Here is a 15,250-nt window from a genome sequence, read left to right as displayed (position 1 = left end):
TGGCCGGCTGCGGTCTCGGCCTCGGTGGACTGGCGCTCGGCTGCCATCTCAGGCCTCGATCCGCTTGCCGCTGGCGTGGTCGAAGAAGTGCAGGTGCTCGCTCGATGCGGTGACCGGCAGCTTCTCTCCCGCCCGCACCTGCATATGGCCGTCGAGCCGGACCACCACCTGCTGACCGCCGAGCGTGCCGTAGGCGAACGAGTCCGCGCCCAGCGCCTCGACCACGCGCACGTCGATCTGCGCGATGGCTTCGTGCGGAGCGCACGGTTCCACATGCTCGGGCCGCAAACCCAGCAGCGCCTGCTGCGGCAGATGCAGGCCCATCGGCAGATGGCCCAGCGTGGCCTCGGATGGCTGGCCGTCCGGCCCGAGCACACGCATCTGCGCATCCGATGGCACCGTGCCCTGCCCCGCCTCGTTGCGCTGCACCGGAATCAGGTTCATCGGCGGCGAGCCGATGAAGCCGGCAACGAAGATGCTGGCCGGCCGCGCATAGACCTCGAGCGGCGTGCCGATCTGCTCCACGCGTCCGCCGTTGAGCACCATCATCCGATCGGCCAGCGTCATCGCCTCGACCTGGTCGTGCGTGACATAGAGGCTGGTGGTGCGCAGGCGCCGATGCAGCTCCTTCAGTTCCAGCCGCATCTGCACGCGCAGCTTGGCGTCCAGGTTGGACAGCGGCTCGTCGAACAGGAACACCGCCGGCTCGCGCACGATCGCGCGTCCCATCGCGACCCGCTGGCGCTGGCCGCCCGACAGCTGGCGCGGCTTGCGCTCGAGCAGCGGCGCCAGCTCGAGAATGCCGGCGGCATGGCGCACGCGCTGTTCGATCTCGGCCTTCGGCATGCCGCGGATCTTCAGGCCGTACGCCATGTTGTCGTAGACCGTCATGTGCGGATACAGCGCGTAGTTCTGGAACACCATCGCGATATCGCGCTCGGCCGGCTCCAGCCGATTGACCACGCGATCGCCGATATGGACCTCGCCGCCGGTGATGGTCTCGAGCCCCGCGACCATCCGCAGCAGCGTCGACTTGCCGCAGCCCGACGGGCCGACGATCACGATGAACTCGCCATCGTCGATCTCCATGTCGATGCCATGCACGGCGGCGACATTGCCGGCGTAGGTCTTCTGTACGTTTCGGAGCGACAGTTTTGCCATGTGTTTCTGTTGTTCGATGGGTGTTGCCCGATCTTTGTCGGTAGGCTTTCCCCTCTCCCCGGGTACGGGAAAGGCGAGGAACACAGTGCGGGATTCCGCTACTTCTCGGTCTCCACCAATCCCTTCACAAACCACTTCTGCATCAGGATCACCACCACCGCGGGCGGGATCATCGCCAGCAGCACGGTCGCCATCACCAGGTTCCACTCGGTGGCGGCATCGCCCGAGCGCGAGATCATCTGCGTGACGCCGACCACCACCGGGATCATCGACTTCTGCGTGGTGATCAACAGGGGCCACAGGTACTGGTTCCAGCCGTAGATGAACTGGATCACGAACAGCGCCGCGATGCTGGTCTTGGACAGCGGCAGCAGCACGTCGAGGAAGAACCGCATCGGCCCCGCCCCGTCGATGCGCGCGGCCTCGGCCAGTTCGTCCGGCACGGTCAGGAAGAACTGCCGGAACAGGAAGGTCGCGGTGGCCGACGCGATCAGCGGCACCGTCAGGCCGACATAGCTGTCGAGCATGCCCAGGTCCGACACCACCTCGTAGGTCGGCAGGATGCGCACCTCGACCGGCAGCATCAGCGTGATGAAGATCATCCAGAAGAAGGTCTTGCGCAGCGGGAACTTGAAGTACACCACCGCGAAGGCCGAGATGATCGAGATCGCGATCTTGCCCAGCGAAATGCCCAGCGCCATGATCATGCTGTTCATCAGCATGGTCGACACCGGGGCCGCCGCCACGCCGACGCCGGAGAACAGCACGGTGCGGTAGTTCTCCAGCAGGTGCGGGCCGGGGATCAGCGTCATCGGCGCGTCGAGCACCTCCTCCGCGGTCAGCGTCGAGGCGACGAAGGTCACATAGACCGGAAAGGCCACGATCAGGATGCCGATGATCAGCACCACGTGGGTCAGGAAATCGAGGAAGGGACGCCGTTCTACCATGAGGGATACCTGTCTGCGGTCTGCATTCGTCGACGTTCAATACTGGACGCGCCGCTCGACGTAGCGGAACTGCACCACCGTCAGCGCGATCACGATCGCCATCAGGATCACGGACTGCGCCGCCGAGCCGCCGATGTCCATGCCGCGGAAGCCGTCGTGATAGACCTTGTAGACCAGCGTGTTGGTCGAATTGAACGGCCCGCCGTGCGTCACCGCGTCGATGATGGCGAAGGTGTCGAAGAACGCGTACACCACGTTGATCACCATCAGGAAGAAGGTGGTCGGCGACAGCAGCGGGAATACGATCGACCAGAAGCGGCGCCACGGACCGGCGCCGTCGATCGCGGCGGCCTCGATCAGCGAGCGCGGGATGCTCTGCAGCCCGGCCAGGAAGAACAGGAAGTTGTAGCTGACCTGCTTCCACGCCGCGGCGATGATCACCAGCAGCATGGCCTGGTCGCCATTGAGCAGGAAGTTCCAGTCCACGCCCATCTGGCGCAGCACGTACGAGACGATGCCCAGTGTCGGATTGAACAGGAACATCCACAGCACGCCGGCCACCGCCGGCGCCACCGCATAGGGCCAGATCAGCAGCGTCTTGTAGGCGACCGCGCCGCGCAGCGCGCGATCGGCGAAATAGGCGAGCAGCAGCGCGAACGACATGCCCAGCAGCGCCACCCCGACCGCGAAGATCGCGGTCACGCGGAACGACTCGATGTAGTTCGGGTCGTTCCACAGCGTCATGAAGTTGGCCGCGCCGACATATTCGAGGCTGATGCCGAAGGCGTCCTGCTGCAGCACCGACTGGTACAGCGCCTGGCCCGCGGGCCAGAAAAAGAAGATCAGCGTGATCGCGATCTGCGGCAGCACCAGCAGATACGGCAGCCAGGGCGAACGGAAGACGACGCGTTTTTCCATGCGTGGCGATGACAAAGGAGCGCCGTCGCGGCGCCCCGGGGGAAATTGGACCTGCCTCGGACCGGCCGCCCGCCGCATCGGTACGGCGGCACGGCGGCGCGGCGGCAGAACCCGGAACGAATCGCGGGCGGCAAACCGGAAGGGGCCGCCGCCCGCTGGCCGCCGCTTATTCCTTGGCGGTGCGCTGGAAGCGTTCGAGCAGCTCGTTGCCGCGCTTGACCGCGGTATCGAGGGCTTCCTTGGGCTCCTTCTTGCCGGCCCAGACCGCTTCCAGTTCCTCGTCGACCACGGTGCGCACCTGGACCATATTGCCCAGCCGCACGCCGCGCGACTTGTCGGTGGTCTTGACGACCATCTGCTGCACCGACACGTCGGCGCCCGGATTCTTCTCGTAGAAGCCGGACTTCCTGGTCAGCTCATACGCCGCCATCGTGACCGGCAGATAGCCGGTGGCCTGGTGCCAGTCGGCCTGGATCTCCGGGCGCGACAGGAAGGTGAAGAACTTGGCCACGCCCTTGTATTCCTCGGGCTTGCGGCCGGCCATCACCCACAGCGAGGCGCCGCCGATGATGGTGTTCTGCGGGGCGCCCGGCACGTCCGGGTAGTACGGCAGCTGCGACACGCCAAACGCGAACTTGGCGTTCTTGCGCACGTTGGCCAGCGTCGCCGACGAGCCGGTAAACATCGCGCATTCGCCGTTGAAGAACTTCGCGCCCGACTCGGCCTTGCGGCCGCCGTAGCTGAAGTAGCCCTTCTTGACCATGTCCTGCAGATTCGAGATGTGCTTGACGTGCAGCGGGCTGTTGAACACCAGGCGCGTATCGGTGCCGCCGAAGCCGTTGTTCTTGGTCGCGTACAGCGTGTTGTGCCAGGCCGAGAAGCTCTCCAGGTGAACCCAGCCCTGCCAGTCGGTGGTGTAGGCGCAGTTGCCGCCCGAGGCCTTGATCTTGGCCGAGTACTGCATCACCTCGGGCCAGGTCTTGGGCGGCTTCTCGGGATCGAGGCCGGCCTTCTTGAAGGCGTCCTTGTTGTAGTAGAAGACCGTGGTCGAGCTGTTGAACGGGAACGACAGCATCTCGCCCTTGGCGGACGTGTAGTAGCCCGCCACCGCCGGGATGTAGACCTTCTGGTCGAACTTCTCGCCGGCTTCCTTCATCACGGTCGAGACCGGCTTGATCGCGCCCTTGGCGCTCATCATGGTGGCGGTGCCGACCTCGAACACCTGCAGGATCGCCGGCGCGCCGCCGGCGCGGAAGGCGGCGATGCCGGCCGCCAGGGTTTCATCGTAGTTGCCCTTGTTGACCGGCACGATCTTGTACTCGGTCTGGCTGGCGTTGAACTTGCTGGCAACCTCGTTGACCTTGTCGTTCAACGCGCCCTGCATGGCATGCCACCATTGCACTTCGACGGCGGCGTGCGCGGCGCCGGTGGCGGACAGCGCGGCCACGGCGGCGGCCGCGGCGGCAAGCTTGATGGTGATGGTGCGGGGGATGGTCATCGACGGCTCTCCTCGTTTATTGCGTCATCCAGTCGGAAACCGGCTGAATGTATGCATTTTTTGTGACAAGCGGATGTTACTCCGCCAGCGCGCGCCGAGAAACCGAGCGTTTCTACCAATGTCCACGCGGCTTCGGGCCCAATCGGCCCCGGGCGAAGGCAAGATGACAGCGCCGTGACATAGCTTAGGCGACGCAACTTGCGAGGTACAATGCGCCGCCATGCCGACCCCGCAAACCCTCCCCGACCTCCCCGTCTTTCCGGCTGCGCTGCCCGCCGCGGCGCTGCGCCGCGTGCGCGGCGTGCTGACCGATATCGACGGCACGCTGACCACCGCCGGCCGCCTGCCGGCGCAGACCTATCTGGCCATCGAACGCCTGCGGCACGCGGGCCTGCAGGTGATTCCGGTCACCGGGCGCTGCATCGCCTGGGCGGAAATCCTGACGCGGTTGTGGCCGGTCGACGCGATCATCGGCGAGAACGGCGCGTTCTACTCGCATCTGCGCGACGGGCGCCTGGTCACGCGCTTCATCGACGACGCCGATACGCGCGCGCGCAACCTGCGGCGCATCGACGAACTGGCGCAGCGGATCCTGCGGGAGGTGCCCGGCTGCGCGCTGGCGTCCGACCAGCACTGGCACGCGGCGGACCTGGCGATCGACCACGCCGAGGATGTCGCGCCGCTGCCGCCCGCGGCGGTGGACCGCATCGTCGCGCTGATGCGCGAGGCCGGCATGACCGCCACCGTCAGCTCGATCCATGTCAACGGCTGGTTCGGCCGGCACGACAAGCTCAGCACCAGCCGCCTGTGCGCGGCCGAACTGCTCGGCGCCGACCTGGACGCCCAGCGCGACGAATGGGTGTTCATCGGCGATTCGGCCAACGACGCCGCGATGTTCGCCCACTTCCCGCTGTCCGTCGGCGTGGCCAATGTGCGCGAGATCCTGCCGCTGCTGCCGGTGCCGCCGGCCTATGTGACCGAGGCCGCCGGCGGCGAAGGCTTTGCCGAGATGGTGGACGCGCTGCTGGCGGCGCGGGACGCCGGCTAGGCGCCGAGCCGCCCAGGGGCCCTGCCGCACTGGCGCACTGCCGCGCCACCGCACGTTCGCACCGCCGCACCGCCGCACCGCCGTACTACCGTACTACCGCACCGCCGCCCGGCCCGGTGCCGGCGCCGACACCGGCCTCCGGCATCAACTCATGATGCCGATGTGCCAGGGCACGAACTCGTTGTCGCCCAGCCCCAGCAGCTCGCTCTTCGAACGCTGCCCCGACGCGGTGCGCAGCATCAGCTGGAAGATCTCCTCGCCGACCTGCTCGATGGTCTTCTCGCCGTCGAGGATGGTGCCGCAGTTCAGGTCCATGTCCTCCTCCAGCCGGCGGTACATCGGCGAGTTGGTGGCCAGCTTGACGCTGGGCACCGGCTTGGCGCCAAACATCGAGCCGCGCCCGGTGGTAAACGCGATCAGGTTGGCGCCGCCGGCGATCTGCCCGGTGGCCGACACCGGGTCATAGCCCGGCGTATCCATGAAGACCAGGCCGTGCTCGGTCACCGGCTCGGCATAGCGGTAGACCGCCATCAGCGGCCCGGTGCCGCCCTTCATCGACGAGCCCAGCGACTTCTCGAAGATGTTGGCCAGCCCGCCCATCTGGTTGCCGGGGCTGACCTGCCCGTTGATCTGCACATCGCGTCCGACCGAATACTCGTCCTTCCACCAGCGGATCCGCTCGACCAGCTTCTCGCCGACCGCGCGGCTGACCGCCCGCCGCGTCAGCGTGTGTTCGACGCCATAGATCTCCGGCGTCTCCGACAGGATCGCGGTGCCGCCGTGGCGCACCAGCAGGTCCACCGCGGCGCCCAGCGCCGGATTGGCGGTGATCGACGAAAAGCCGTCCGAGCCGCCGCACTGCAGGCCGACGGTCAGGTGGCTGGCCGGCACCGGCCGGCGCTCGACGCGGTTGGCCTCGGGCAGCAGCGCCATCACCGCGGCGATGCCGGCCTCGATGGTCTTGCGCGTGCCGCCGCTGTCCTGCATCACGAAGGTGCGCAGCAAGGGGCCGTCCTGCAGCGACTGCGTCTCCAGCAGGCCCTTCAACTGGTTGCGCTCGCAGCCCAGCCCGACGATCAGCGCGCCGCCAAGGTTGGCATGGCGCGCGTAGCCGGCCATGGTCCGCCGCAGCAGGTCCATCGGCTCGCCGGTCATCTCCATGCCGCAGCCCAGCGAATGGCTGAAGGCCACCACGCCGTCGACATTCGGATAGTCGGCCAGCCGCTCGGGCGTGAACCACTCGGCGATCTTGCGCACCACGGTGGCCGAGCAGTTGACGGTCGACAGGATGCCGACATAGTTGCGCGTCGCGACGCGGCCATCGGCTCGCACGATGCCGTCGAACATCGCCTGGCGCGACGCCGGCACGCGCTCCACCGGCACATAGTCGCGGCCATAGGCGTAGTCGCGCTCGTACTCCTGGAAGCTGACGTTGTGCGAATGGACATAGCTGCCCGGCGCGATGTCGGTCGCGGCGAAGCCGATGCAGACGTTGTACTTGACGATCGGCTCGCCGGCGCGGATGGCCCGCGCGGCGATCTTGTGGCCGGCCGGTACCTGGGCGCGCGTGGTCCAGGGCTGGCCCGGCACCGGCGCGCCGATGCCGACATCCATGCGCGCGACCAGGACGTTGTCGGCGGGATGCAGGCGGATGCAGGGGCCCAGCAGGGTCTTGTCGTGGCGAGCTTCCATACGGCGCTTGTTTCCGTGTTGCGTGTCAGAGAAATGGGATTGGGATAGAGACCCGCGTTCGGCGCTTCGGCGCTTCGGCGTTTCGCGTTTCGCGTTTCGCGTTTGGCGTTTGGCGTTTGGCGTTTGGCGTTTGGCGTTTGGCGTTTGGCGTTTGGCGTTTGGCGTTTGGCGTCCGGCGTTTCGGCGCGAAGGCGGGGTCGGGCTTATTCCGGCCGGATATTCGACGCCTTCACCACCGCCGCCCATTTCGGGACTTCGCCCGTCATGAACTTGCCGAACTGCTCGGGATTGGTGCCCAGGATATTCAGGCCCTGCTCGGCGAACTTGGCGCGCAGGCCCGGCTCCTTCAGCGCCTGCGCGACCTCGTCGCTGATGCGCGCGGCGATCGGGCGCGGCGTGCTGGCGGGCAGGAACAAGCCGTACCAGGTCAGCACCTCGAAATCCTTCAGCCCCGCTTCGGCCACCGTCGGCACCTGCGGCAGGCTCGGGGCGCGGGCCAGGCTCGAGACCGCGATCGCCTTCAGCTTGCCCGACTTGATGAACGGCGCCGCCACCGGCACGTTGGCGAACATCACCGGCACATTGCCGGCGATCACATCGGTCAGCGCGGCCGACTCGCCCTTGTAAGGCACGTGCGTCAGCTTGATGCCGCTCATGGTGTTGAACAGTTCGCCGGCGATATGCTGCGGGCCGCCGGGTCCGGACGAGGCATAGCTGGTCAGCTTGCCGGCACGCACCAGCTCGGCCACCTCCTTCACCGTGGTGGCGGGCACCGACGGATTGACCACCATCACCAGCGGCATCGATACCACCTGCGTCACCGGAATGAAGTCCTTCAGCGGATCGAACGGCAGCTTCGCGTACATGCTCGGCGCGATCACCATGGTCGACTGCGAGGCCAGCATCATCGAATAGCCGTCCGCCGGCGACTGCGCGACGTTCGACGCGGCGATGGTGCCGGTCGCGCCGGGCCGGTTCTCGACCACCACCGATTGACCCATCTGTTTCGACAGCTGCGCGCCGAGCTGGCGCGCGACGATGTCCGCGCCGCCGCCGGGCGCGAAGCCGACCACCACGCGGATCGGCTTGCTGGGAAAGGCGTCGGTGGCGGCCGCGGCGGGGCCGGCCGCAAGGGCCATCAGGGCCGTCGTGGCCAATCCGGCCGCTCGGGCGTACAGGGTGTGGCAAAGGCCGGCGATGCGCCGGGATGGCCGGCATGGCTGGTTGGTGAAGGTCATGGTCGTCTCCTGGGGTGTCGTTGTATGTTGTTGTGCGGGTTTCTGGCATGCCGTGGCATACCCGGGTCGGAGCTCGGATCGAAACCCGGTTCGGTGCCCGAGTCGGCGCCGAGATGCGGATGCAATCAGGCCGCGAGCCGTTCCGCCCCCGGCATCGCAAAGCCCAGCGCATCGAGCGCCTGACCCAGCAGCGCCCGCTGCCCTTCCTGCAGCTCGGTCAGCGGCGGCCGCACCGTGCGCCAGCCGCCGTCGGCGCTCTGCACCGCGATCGCTTCCTTCATCGCGGCAATCATCGGGAACTGCTGGAAGGCCGCGCGCGTGCGGTTCAGCGCGGCCTGCCGCGCATCGGCATCGGCCGCCTGCCAGTTGGCGTACAGGTCGACGATCGGCGCGGGATTGACGTTGCCGGTGGCCGTGATGCAGCCCGCCCCGCCCGCACGCATGGTTTCCAGCAGGATCGCCTCGGTTCCGGCGAAGACATCGAAGCCGCGCGCGCCGAAGCGCTCGATCATGGCACGCGTGTTGGCGAGATCGCCGGAGCTGTCCTTGATGCCGGCGACGATGCCGGGATAGGCGGTCAGCAGCCGGTCGATCAGGTCCAGGCCCAGTGGCACCTGGCTGACCGCGGGGATGTGGTACAGGTAGACGCGCAGGCGCGCATTGCGGGCCGTCTCGTCGGCCGCCTCGCCGGCCGTGCCACCGACCGCCTCGATGACCTCGGCAAACGCGCGGAACAGGCCATCGTCGCTGACGCCCTTGTAGTAGAACGGCGGCAGCATCAGCACGCCGGCGCAGCCCGCGGTGACCGCGTGGCGCGTCAGCGCGATGGCGTCCGGCAGCGCGCAGGCGCCGGTGCCGGGCATCAGGCGATCCGGCGGAATGCCGGCGTCCAGCAGCCGGTCCAGCAGGCCGCGCTTCTCGTCCAGCGACAACGAGTTGGCCTCGGAATTGGTGCCGAACACGGCCAGCCCGACGCCCTGCTCGATCAGCCAGCGGCAATGCCGCACGAAACGCCGCGCGTCGGGCGCATAGCCGTCGGTGAACGGCGTGAGCACGGGGGAAAAGACGCCGCGTGGGCGGGCGGACTCGGTCATGGCTGTCTCCGGGGATGGGCGCCTGGGCGGCTGGCCCGATGGATCGGGCTCGACGAATGGCGATCAAGGAATGGGGCCATTCTAGGAACCGCCAATCCGCGAAAACAGCATCGAACGGCTGCTTCAAACGATAATGTTTTTTGGGTTCCACCGGGGCGAACAGCCCGGTATCCCGACCGCGCTTTGCTAACATCTGCCGCGCCGCTACGCCCCGCTGCGTGCTGCTGCGTCCCGCTGCCCCCTTACGACTCCCTACGACAACAAGAGGCCTGCCCCGCCGTGGACATTCGCTACCTGCAGAGTTTCGTCGCCGTGGTCGAGCACGGCTCGTTCGCCGAAGCGGCGCGACGCCTGGGCCTGACGCCGGCCGCCATCGCGGCGCGCGTCAAGGCGCTGGAGGAATCGCTGGATACGCCGCTGGTGCAGCGCGCCGGACGCACCGTGGTGCCGACCCAGGGCGGGCTGCGCATCCTGCCGAAGGCGCGCGCGGTGGTGCGCGATGTGCGCGACCTGAACGCGGTCGCGCACGACGACAGCCTGCTGGGCGAACTGCGGCTCGGCGTGTCGACCTCGGCGCTGACGGGTCTGCTGCCGCCGATCCTCAAGCGCGTCTACGCCGCGCATCCCCAGTTGAAGATCTTCGTCGAACCGGGTTCGTCCTCGCACCTGTATCGCCGGATCGTCGGCGGCGATCTCGATGCCGGCATCATCGTGGCGCCGCAGTTCGCGATTCCGAAGGCGTTCGAGTGGCACGTGCTGGTGCGCGAACCGTTCATCGTGCTGGCGCCCGAATCGATGGCCGAGCGCGGCGCGCACGAACTGCTCGCCACCGAGCCGTTCATCCGCTACGACCGCGGCATGTGGGGCGGCATGGTGGCCGACCGCTATCTGCACGAGCACAACATCGTGCCGCACGAGCGGCTCGAGATCGATGCGCTGAACGCGATCGCGACGATGGTGCACCAGGGCATCGGCGTGTCGCTGGTACCGGACTGGACGCCGCCCTGGCCCGAAGGCATTCGCGTCGCGCGCATTGCGCTGCCGGGCCGCGCGCCGGTGCGGCAGGTCGGCCTGCTGTGGTCGCCGCACGCCGCGCACGGCGCGCTGGCGCGCACGCTGCTCGAGCATGCGGCGAGCGCGACCGGGCAGCGCCAAGGGGCGCTAACTGGGCGGTAACTGGGCGCTAACTGGGCGCTAACGGTGCGCTCACCGGGCGCGAAGGGTGCGCTAACGAGACGCCAAGGGTGGCGCTCCATGGCGGCGCCAAGGGGAACGCCAAGGGCAGCCCAGGGGCCGCCCGCGCCGCGGCGACTTCTATCGACCTGCAATCTACTCCGGCGCCTGCGGCGTCTTGCCGCGCGTTTCGGCGGCGCGCAGGAAGTCGAAATCGACGCCCTGGTCCGCCTGCGTCACCGTCTGCAGGAACAGCTTCAGGTAGCCGCGCGGCGCGCTGGGCTCGCGCACCGGATTGGCCGCACGGCGCCGCTCCAGCTCGTCCTCCGCCACCAGCAGGCTGAGCTCGCGGCGGCTGACGCTCAGGCGAATCCGGTCGCCGGTGCGCACGTGCGCCAGCGGTCCGCCCACCGCGGCCTCCGGCGTGACATGCAGCACCACGGTGCCGAACGCGGTGCCGCTCATGCGTCCATCCGAGATGCGCACCATGTCCTTGACCCCGGCGCGCGCCAGCTTGCGCGGGATCGGGATATAGCCCGCCTCCGGCATGCCGGGGGCGCCCTTCGGACCGATGTTCTTCAGCACCAGCACATCGTCGGCGTTGACGTCGAGATCGTCGCTGTCGATGCGCTCGACCAGGTCCTGCGAGTTCTCGAACACCACCGCGCGGCCCTCGTGCTCCATCAGCGCGGCGTCGGCGGCGGACTGCTTGATGATCGCGCCGCCCGGCGCCAGGTTGCCGCCCAGCACGGCGATGCCGCCCTGCGGATAGATCGGATCGGCGATCGGGCGCACCACGTCCTGCGCGAAGCCGGGCCCGGCGGCATCGAGTTCCTCGCCCAGCGTGCGTCCCGTCACGGTCAGCGCGTCGAGCCGCAGCAGCGGCCGCAGCTCGCGCAGCAACGTGGCCATGCCACCGGCCTTGTGGAAGTCCTCCATGTAATGCTGGCCGCTGGGCTTCAGGTCGAGCAGCACCGGCGTCTCGCGGCCCATGCGGTCCAGCGCCTGCATGTCGATGTCCAGGCCCATGCGTCCCGCGATCGCGGCCAGATGCACGATGCCGTTGGTCGAACCGCCGATCGCCAGCAGCACGCGCATCGCGTTCTCGAACGCGGCCGGCGTCAGCACCTTGTCGATGGTCAGCCGCTCGCGCGCCATCGCCACCGCGCGCGTGCCGGTCAGTTCGGCGATGCGGATGCGGTCGGCGGTGACGGCCGGCGGCGTGGCGGCGCCGGGCAGGCTCATGCCCATCGCCTCGGTCAGGCAGGCCATCGTGCTGGCGGTGCCCATCACCGAACAGGTGCCGACGCTGGCCACCAGTTGGTCGTTGACCTGCGCGGTCTCGTGCGCGTCGATCTCGCCCGCGCGGAACTTGCCCCAGTAGCGGCGGCAATCGGTACAGGCGCCCACGCGCTCGCCGCGATGCGAGCCGGTCAGCATCGCGCCGGTCACCAGCTGGATCGCCGGCACGCCCGCCGAGGCCGCGCCCATCAGCTGCGCGGGCACGGTCTTGTCGCAGCCGCCGATCAGCACCACCGCATCCATCGGCTGCGCGCGGATCATCTCCTCGGTATCCATCGACATCAGGTTGCGCAGCACCATGCTGGTCGGCGCGGCGAAGCTCTCGTGGATCGAGATGGTCGGAAACGGCATCGGCAGCCCGCCCGCCAGCAGGATGCCGCGCTTCACGGCCTCGATCAGCTGCGGCATGTTGCCGTGGCAGGGATTGAAGGCGCTGCCGGTATCGGCGATGCCGATCACCGGCCGGTCGAGCGCGGCATCGGTATAGCCGGAGCCCTTGATGAAGGCCTTGCGCAGGAACAGCGAGAAGCCTTGGTCGCCGTAGTTGGTCAGGCCCTTGCGCAGGCCGGCGTCGGGGCGAACATCGCTGCGGGTATCGCTTCCGGTGTCGCGCTGGCTGTCATCGGTGGATGCGGGAGACTTGGGGGTCGCGGGATTGCTGGGCGTGGTGCTCATCGTCGTTGATTGGTCGTTGCTTTCGTCGTTGCTTTCGTCGTTGCTTGCGTCGTTGCCTGGAGGCGGGGTCGGTGCAGTGGCATGGGAGGCGTGGCATCGGGCCGGCGCCGGGCCTCAACTATCCGACTCGATGCCGGCCTCGGCGATGACCTTCTGCCAGCGGGTCACCTCGTCGCGCAGGCGCTCGGCGGCCTTGTCGGGCGAGGTCGGGGGCAAGGCGTAGACGCCCTGCTGCAGGAACTGCGCCTTGACCGCCGGCATCTCCAGCATCTTCGCCAGCGCGGCATTCAGGCGCTGCACCACCGGCGCCGGCGTGCCGGCGGGCGCCAGCACGCCGAAGGTCGAGCTGACGTCGAGCGCGGGCATGCCGCTCTCGCCGGCCGCGGGCACGTCGGGCAGCATCGAGATCCGTTTGGCCGCCGCCACCGCGACCGGCCGCAACTGCCCGCTCTTGATGAAGGGCTGCGCCGCCGGCACGGTCTCGACCATCATGTTGACCTGCCCGGCGACGAGGTCGGTCATCGCCGGGCCGCTGCCCTTGTAGGGGACGTGCACCATGTCGATGCTTGCCTCCTTGCGGAAGATCTCGGCCGCCATCCGCTGCGGCGCGCCGGCGCCCGAGCTCGCATAGTTCAGCTTGCCCGGATGGGCCTTGCCGTACTGGATCAACTGCTGCAGCGTGGTGACCGGCAGCTGCGGATTGACCACCACGACCAGCGGCACCGAGCCGACCACCATCACCGGCACGAAGTCCTTCAGCAGATCGTAGCGCAGCCGCCCTTTCTCCAGCGTGGCCATCGTCGAATGCGAGGTCAGCGCACCCATCAGCAGCGTGTAGCCGTCCGGCGCGCTCCTGGCCACGGCCTCGGCGCCGATATTGCCGCCGGCGCCGCCGCGGTTCTCCACCACGACCTGCTGGCCCAGCGCCTCGCCGAGCCGGGCGGCGACGATGCGGCCGATCACGTCGGTGGCGCCGCCCGGCGGATAGGGAATCACGAGGCGCACCGGCTTGTCCGGGTAGGCGGCCAGGGCGGCGGGCGCGAGCGCGGCCCACAGCGGCGCGGACAGCGCGAGCAGGCCGGCGCGCAGCCAGGTTCGGCGGAGTACCGGACGGGCTGCGGCGCGGGATGTTGGGCGGGATGCGGGGGATGTGGGGCGGGATGTGGCGCTGGATGCCGGAGGCGGCTTGGTGGTCATGGGGGTCTCCTGATCTCGTTATGCCGGCGCGGTCCTCGTGCCTCGCGTGCGAACGCATGGAGGCACGGGTCGCCGTGACGGCAAGTGTGGAGACGAGCGGGACGCGGAAGAAGCGGTTGCCGCACCGATTAACCAAAAAATTATTTTGGTTTGGGGCCAGCCCAGTCCGCGCATCATCCATCGGAGTTTTCGATGCTCAGCCCCAAAATGATTCGTTTCATATTGCGAGTCCTGCTCAGTACAATCGGCTCCGATCCTGTCGATGTCGCCGATTTCGCCGTCTTGCGATATCGCCAATATCGTCCAGTGGTCGATATCGCCTGACGCCCCGCATCCCTTCTTCATCCCATCACACCATGACCGAATTCGTGATTCCGCCCGTCGAGCAGGCCAGCGTGGCCGTCGCCGGCAGCAACGCCCGCTTCCCCATCCGCCGCGTGTTCTGCGTGGGACGCAACTACGCCGCCCATGCGCGCGAGATGGGCAAGGATCCGGACCGCGAGCCGCCGTTCTTCTTCACCAAGCCGGCCGATGCGGTGGTGCCCGCGCAAGGGACCGTGCCCTATCCCCCGCTGACCGACAACCTGCACCACGAGATCGAAATGGTGGTGGCGATCGGCAAGGGCGGCACCGACATCGCCGTCGAGCGCGCGCTGGAGCATGTGTGGGGCTATGGCGTCGGCGTGGACCTGACGCGCCGCGACCTGCAGGACGTCGCCAAGTCGATGAGCCGGCCGTGGGACTGGTCGAAGGCCTTCGACGCGTCCGGTCCGTGCGGGCCGCTGCAGCCCGTCAGCGCGGTCGGCCATCCGGCCCAGGGCCGCATCTGGCTCGAGGTCAACGGCGAGGTGCGCCAGCAGGGCGACCTGAACGAGATGATCTGGCCGGTGGCCGATGTCATCGCCTATATCTCGCAGAGCGTGGCGCTGGCTCCCGGCGACGTGATCTTTACCGGCACGCCGGCCGGCGTCGGCAAGCTGCAGCCGGGCAATGCGGTGCGCGGCGGCGTGGCGGGACTGGGCGAGTTCGCCTTCACGGTTGGAGCGCGCCGGGGCTGAACTCCGACGCGAACCTCCCGAACAAAAACGCCACGGCTTGCACCGTGGCGTTTTGTATTGCGCGATCGCTCGCGCCGCTCAATCGAAGCCCAGTTCCTGCAGCTTGCGCGTGATGGTGTTGCGGCCGATGCCGAGCCGGGTCGCGGCCTCGACGCGGCGGCCGCGGGTGACGCCCAGCGCGGCCTCCAGCACCGCCTTCTCGAAGCGGCGCGTGAGCGCGTCCATCACCTCGGGCTGGCCCGCCTCCAG

At 68.3% G+C, this 15,250-nt stretch carries 14 protein-coding genes; 4 read left to right on the top strand and 10 right to left on the bottom strand.

Translation table 11 applies throughout. The features are described from left to right. Positions 1–48 precede the first annotated feature (48 nt). The 4 genes from AC6EI8_RS16895 to ugpB all read right to left on the bottom strand — a co-directional run bounded on the left by AC6EI8_RS16895 (position 49) and on the right by ugpB (position 4,524). Complete coding sequence (locus tag AC6EI8_RS16895) at positions 49–1,161, bottom strand: sn-glycerol-3-phosphate import ATP-binding protein UgpC (protein ID WP_150082925.1); 1,113 nt, start codon at positions 1,159–1,161, stop codon at positions 49–51. 98 nt (positions 1,162–1,259) lie between these two features. Next, complete coding sequence (ugpE, locus tag AC6EI8_RS16890; protein WP_149319129.1) at positions 1,260–2,108, bottom strand: sn-glycerol-3-phosphate ABC transporter permease UgpE; 849 nt, start codon at positions 2,106–2,108, stop codon at positions 1,260–1,262. Between the two features lie 36 nt (positions 2,109–2,144). After that, positions 2,145–3,026, bottom strand: coding sequence for a sn-glycerol-3-phosphate ABC transporter permease UgpA (ugpA, locus tag AC6EI8_RS16885; RefSeq protein WP_149319130.1), 882 nt, complete (start codon positions 3,024–3,026; stop codon positions 2,145–2,147). A 166-nt stretch (positions 3,027–3,192) separates the two neighbouring features. Continuing rightward, positions 3,193–4,524: a sn-glycerol-3-phosphate ABC transporter substrate-binding protein UgpB gene (gene ugpB, locus AC6EI8_RS16880; protein WP_149319131.1), complete on the bottom strand. Its 1,332-nt coding sequence runs from the start codon at positions 4,522–4,524 to the stop codon at positions 3,193–3,195. Positions 4,525–4,744: 220 nt separating this feature from the next. Between ugpB and AC6EI8_RS16875 the strand changes: the two genes are divergently transcribed. Continuing rightward, entirely contained in the window at positions 4,745–5,572 is an 828-nt protein-coding gene (locus AC6EI8_RS16875; protein WP_498382440.1) for an HAD-IIB family hydrolase, read from the top strand. A gap of 144 nt (positions 5,573–5,716) precedes the next feature. Here the strand turns inward: AC6EI8_RS16875 and AC6EI8_RS16870 are convergent, their stop codons facing one another. The 3 genes from AC6EI8_RS16870 to AC6EI8_RS16860 all read right to left on the bottom strand — a co-directional run bounded on the left by AC6EI8_RS16870 (position 5,717) and on the right by AC6EI8_RS16860 (position 9,596). Beyond that, complete coding sequence (locus tag AC6EI8_RS16870; protein WP_498382439.1) at positions 5,717–7,264, bottom strand: UxaA family hydrolase; 1,548 nt, start codon at positions 7,262–7,264, stop codon at positions 5,717–5,719. Positions 7,265–7,467: 203 nt separating this feature from the next. After that, a complete protein-coding gene (locus AC6EI8_RS16865) occupies positions 7,468–8,502 on the bottom strand; it encodes a Bug family tripartite tricarboxylate transporter substrate binding protein (protein ID WP_498382438.1) in 1,035 nt (344 codons plus the stop codon). A 125-nt stretch (positions 8,503–8,627) separates the two neighbouring features. Beyond that, positions 8,628–9,596, bottom strand: coding sequence for a dihydrodipicolinate synthase family protein (locus AC6EI8_RS16860; RefSeq protein WP_226108682.1), 969 nt, complete (start codon positions 9,594–9,596; stop codon positions 8,628–8,630). Between the two features lie 279 nt (positions 9,597–9,875). Here AC6EI8_RS16860 and AC6EI8_RS16855 point away from each other — a divergent pair, with 279 nt between their 5' ends. Next, positions 9,876–10,772, top strand: a complete 897-nt coding sequence (locus tag AC6EI8_RS16855; RefSeq protein WP_149319136.1) for a LysR family transcriptional regulator — start codon at positions 9,876–9,878, stop codon at positions 10,770–10,772. Positions 10,773–10,925: 153 nt separating this feature from the next. On the opposite strand, the gene AC6EI8_RS16850 is transcribed toward AC6EI8_RS16855, so the two are convergent. Both AC6EI8_RS16850 and AC6EI8_RS16845 read right to left on the bottom strand, forming a co-directional pair. Further along, positions 10,926–12,746, bottom strand: a complete 1,821-nt coding sequence (locus AC6EI8_RS16850) for an IlvD/Edd family dehydratase (RefSeq protein ID WP_498382437.1) — start codon at positions 12,744–12,746, stop codon at positions 10,926–10,928. A gap of 114 nt (positions 12,747–12,860) precedes the next feature. Continuing rightward, positions 12,861–13,943: a Bug family tripartite tricarboxylate transporter substrate binding protein gene (locus AC6EI8_RS16845; protein WP_498382436.1), complete on the bottom strand. Its 1,083-nt coding sequence runs from the start codon at positions 13,941–13,943 to the stop codon at positions 12,861–12,863. Between the two features lie 192 nt (positions 13,944–14,135). Between AC6EI8_RS16845 and AC6EI8_RS16840 the strand changes: the two genes are divergently transcribed. Then, positions 14,136–14,267: a hypothetical protein gene (locus tag AC6EI8_RS16840; RefSeq protein ID WP_265632589.1), complete on the top strand. Its 132-nt coding sequence runs from the start codon at positions 14,136–14,138 to the stop codon at positions 14,265–14,267. 32 nt (positions 14,268–14,299) lie between these two features. Then, positions 14,300–15,001 (top strand): fumarylacetoacetate hydrolase family protein, encoded by a 702-nt coding sequence (locus AC6EI8_RS16835; RefSeq protein ID WP_498382435.1) that lies wholly within the window; start codon positions 14,300–14,302, stop codon positions 14,999–15,001. A gap of 78 nt (positions 15,002–15,079) precedes the next feature. Here AC6EI8_RS16835 and AC6EI8_RS16830 read toward each other — a convergent pair. After that, on the bottom strand, positions 15,080–15,250 hold a 171-nt coding region (locus tag AC6EI8_RS16830), incomplete at its 5' end, for a helix-turn-helix domain-containing protein (protein ID WP_498382441.1).

The organism is Cupriavidus sp. R6-3, assembly GCF_059772245.1.
The sequence above is the reverse complement of the archived record's forward strand: the minus strand, read 5'-3'. Positions and strand labels throughout refer to the sequence as shown.

What these genes read in the sequence shown, in the direction of transcription:
- AC6EI8_RS16895 (WP_150082925.1), bottom strand. Translation starts at nt 1,161, where the DNA reads ATGGCAAAACTGTCGCTCCGAAACGTACAGAAGACCTACGCCGGCAAT.
- ugpE (WP_149319129.1), bottom strand. Translation starts at nt 2,108, where the DNA reads ATGGTAGAACGGCGTCCCTTCCTCGATTTCCTGACCCACGTGGTGCTG.
- ugpA (WP_149319130.1), bottom strand. Translation starts at nt 3,026, where the DNA reads ATGGAAAAACGCGTCGTCTTCCGTTCGCCCTGGCTGCCGTATCTGCTG.
- ugpB (WP_149319131.1), bottom strand. Translation starts at nt 4,524, where the DNA reads ATGACCATCCCCCGCACCATCACCATCAAGCTTGCCGCCGCGGCCGCC.
- AC6EI8_RS16875 (WP_498382440.1), top strand. Translation starts at nt 4,745, where the DNA reads ATGCCGACCCCGCAAACCCTCCCCGACCTCCCCGTCTTTCCGGCTGCG.
- AC6EI8_RS16870 (WP_498382439.1), bottom strand. Translation starts at nt 7,264, where the DNA reads ATGGAAGCTCGCCACGACAAGACCCTGCTGGGCCCCTGCATCCGCCTG.
- AC6EI8_RS16865 (WP_498382438.1), bottom strand. Translation starts at nt 8,502, where the DNA reads ATGACCTTCACCAACCAGCCATGCCGGCCATCCCGGCGCATCGCCGGC.
- AC6EI8_RS16860 (WP_226108682.1), bottom strand. Translation starts at nt 9,596, where the DNA reads ATGACCGAGTCCGCCCGCCCACGCGGCGTCTTTTCCCCCGTGCTCACG.
- AC6EI8_RS16850 (WP_498382437.1), bottom strand. Translation starts at nt 12,746, where the DNA reads ATGAGCACCACGCCCAGCAATCCCGCGACCCCCAAGTCTCCCGCATCC.
- AC6EI8_RS16845 (WP_498382436.1), bottom strand. Translation starts at nt 13,943, where the DNA reads ATGACCACCAAGCCGCCTCCGGCATCCAGCGCCACATCCCGCCCCACA.
- AC6EI8_RS16840 (WP_265632589.1), top strand. Translation starts at nt 14,136, where the DNA reads ATGCTCAGCCCCAAAATGATTCGTTTCATATTGCGAGTCCTGCTCAGT.
- AC6EI8_RS16835 (WP_498382435.1), top strand. Translation starts at nt 14,300, where the DNA reads ATGACCGAATTCGTGATTCCGCCCGTCGAGCAGGCCAGCGTGGCCGTC.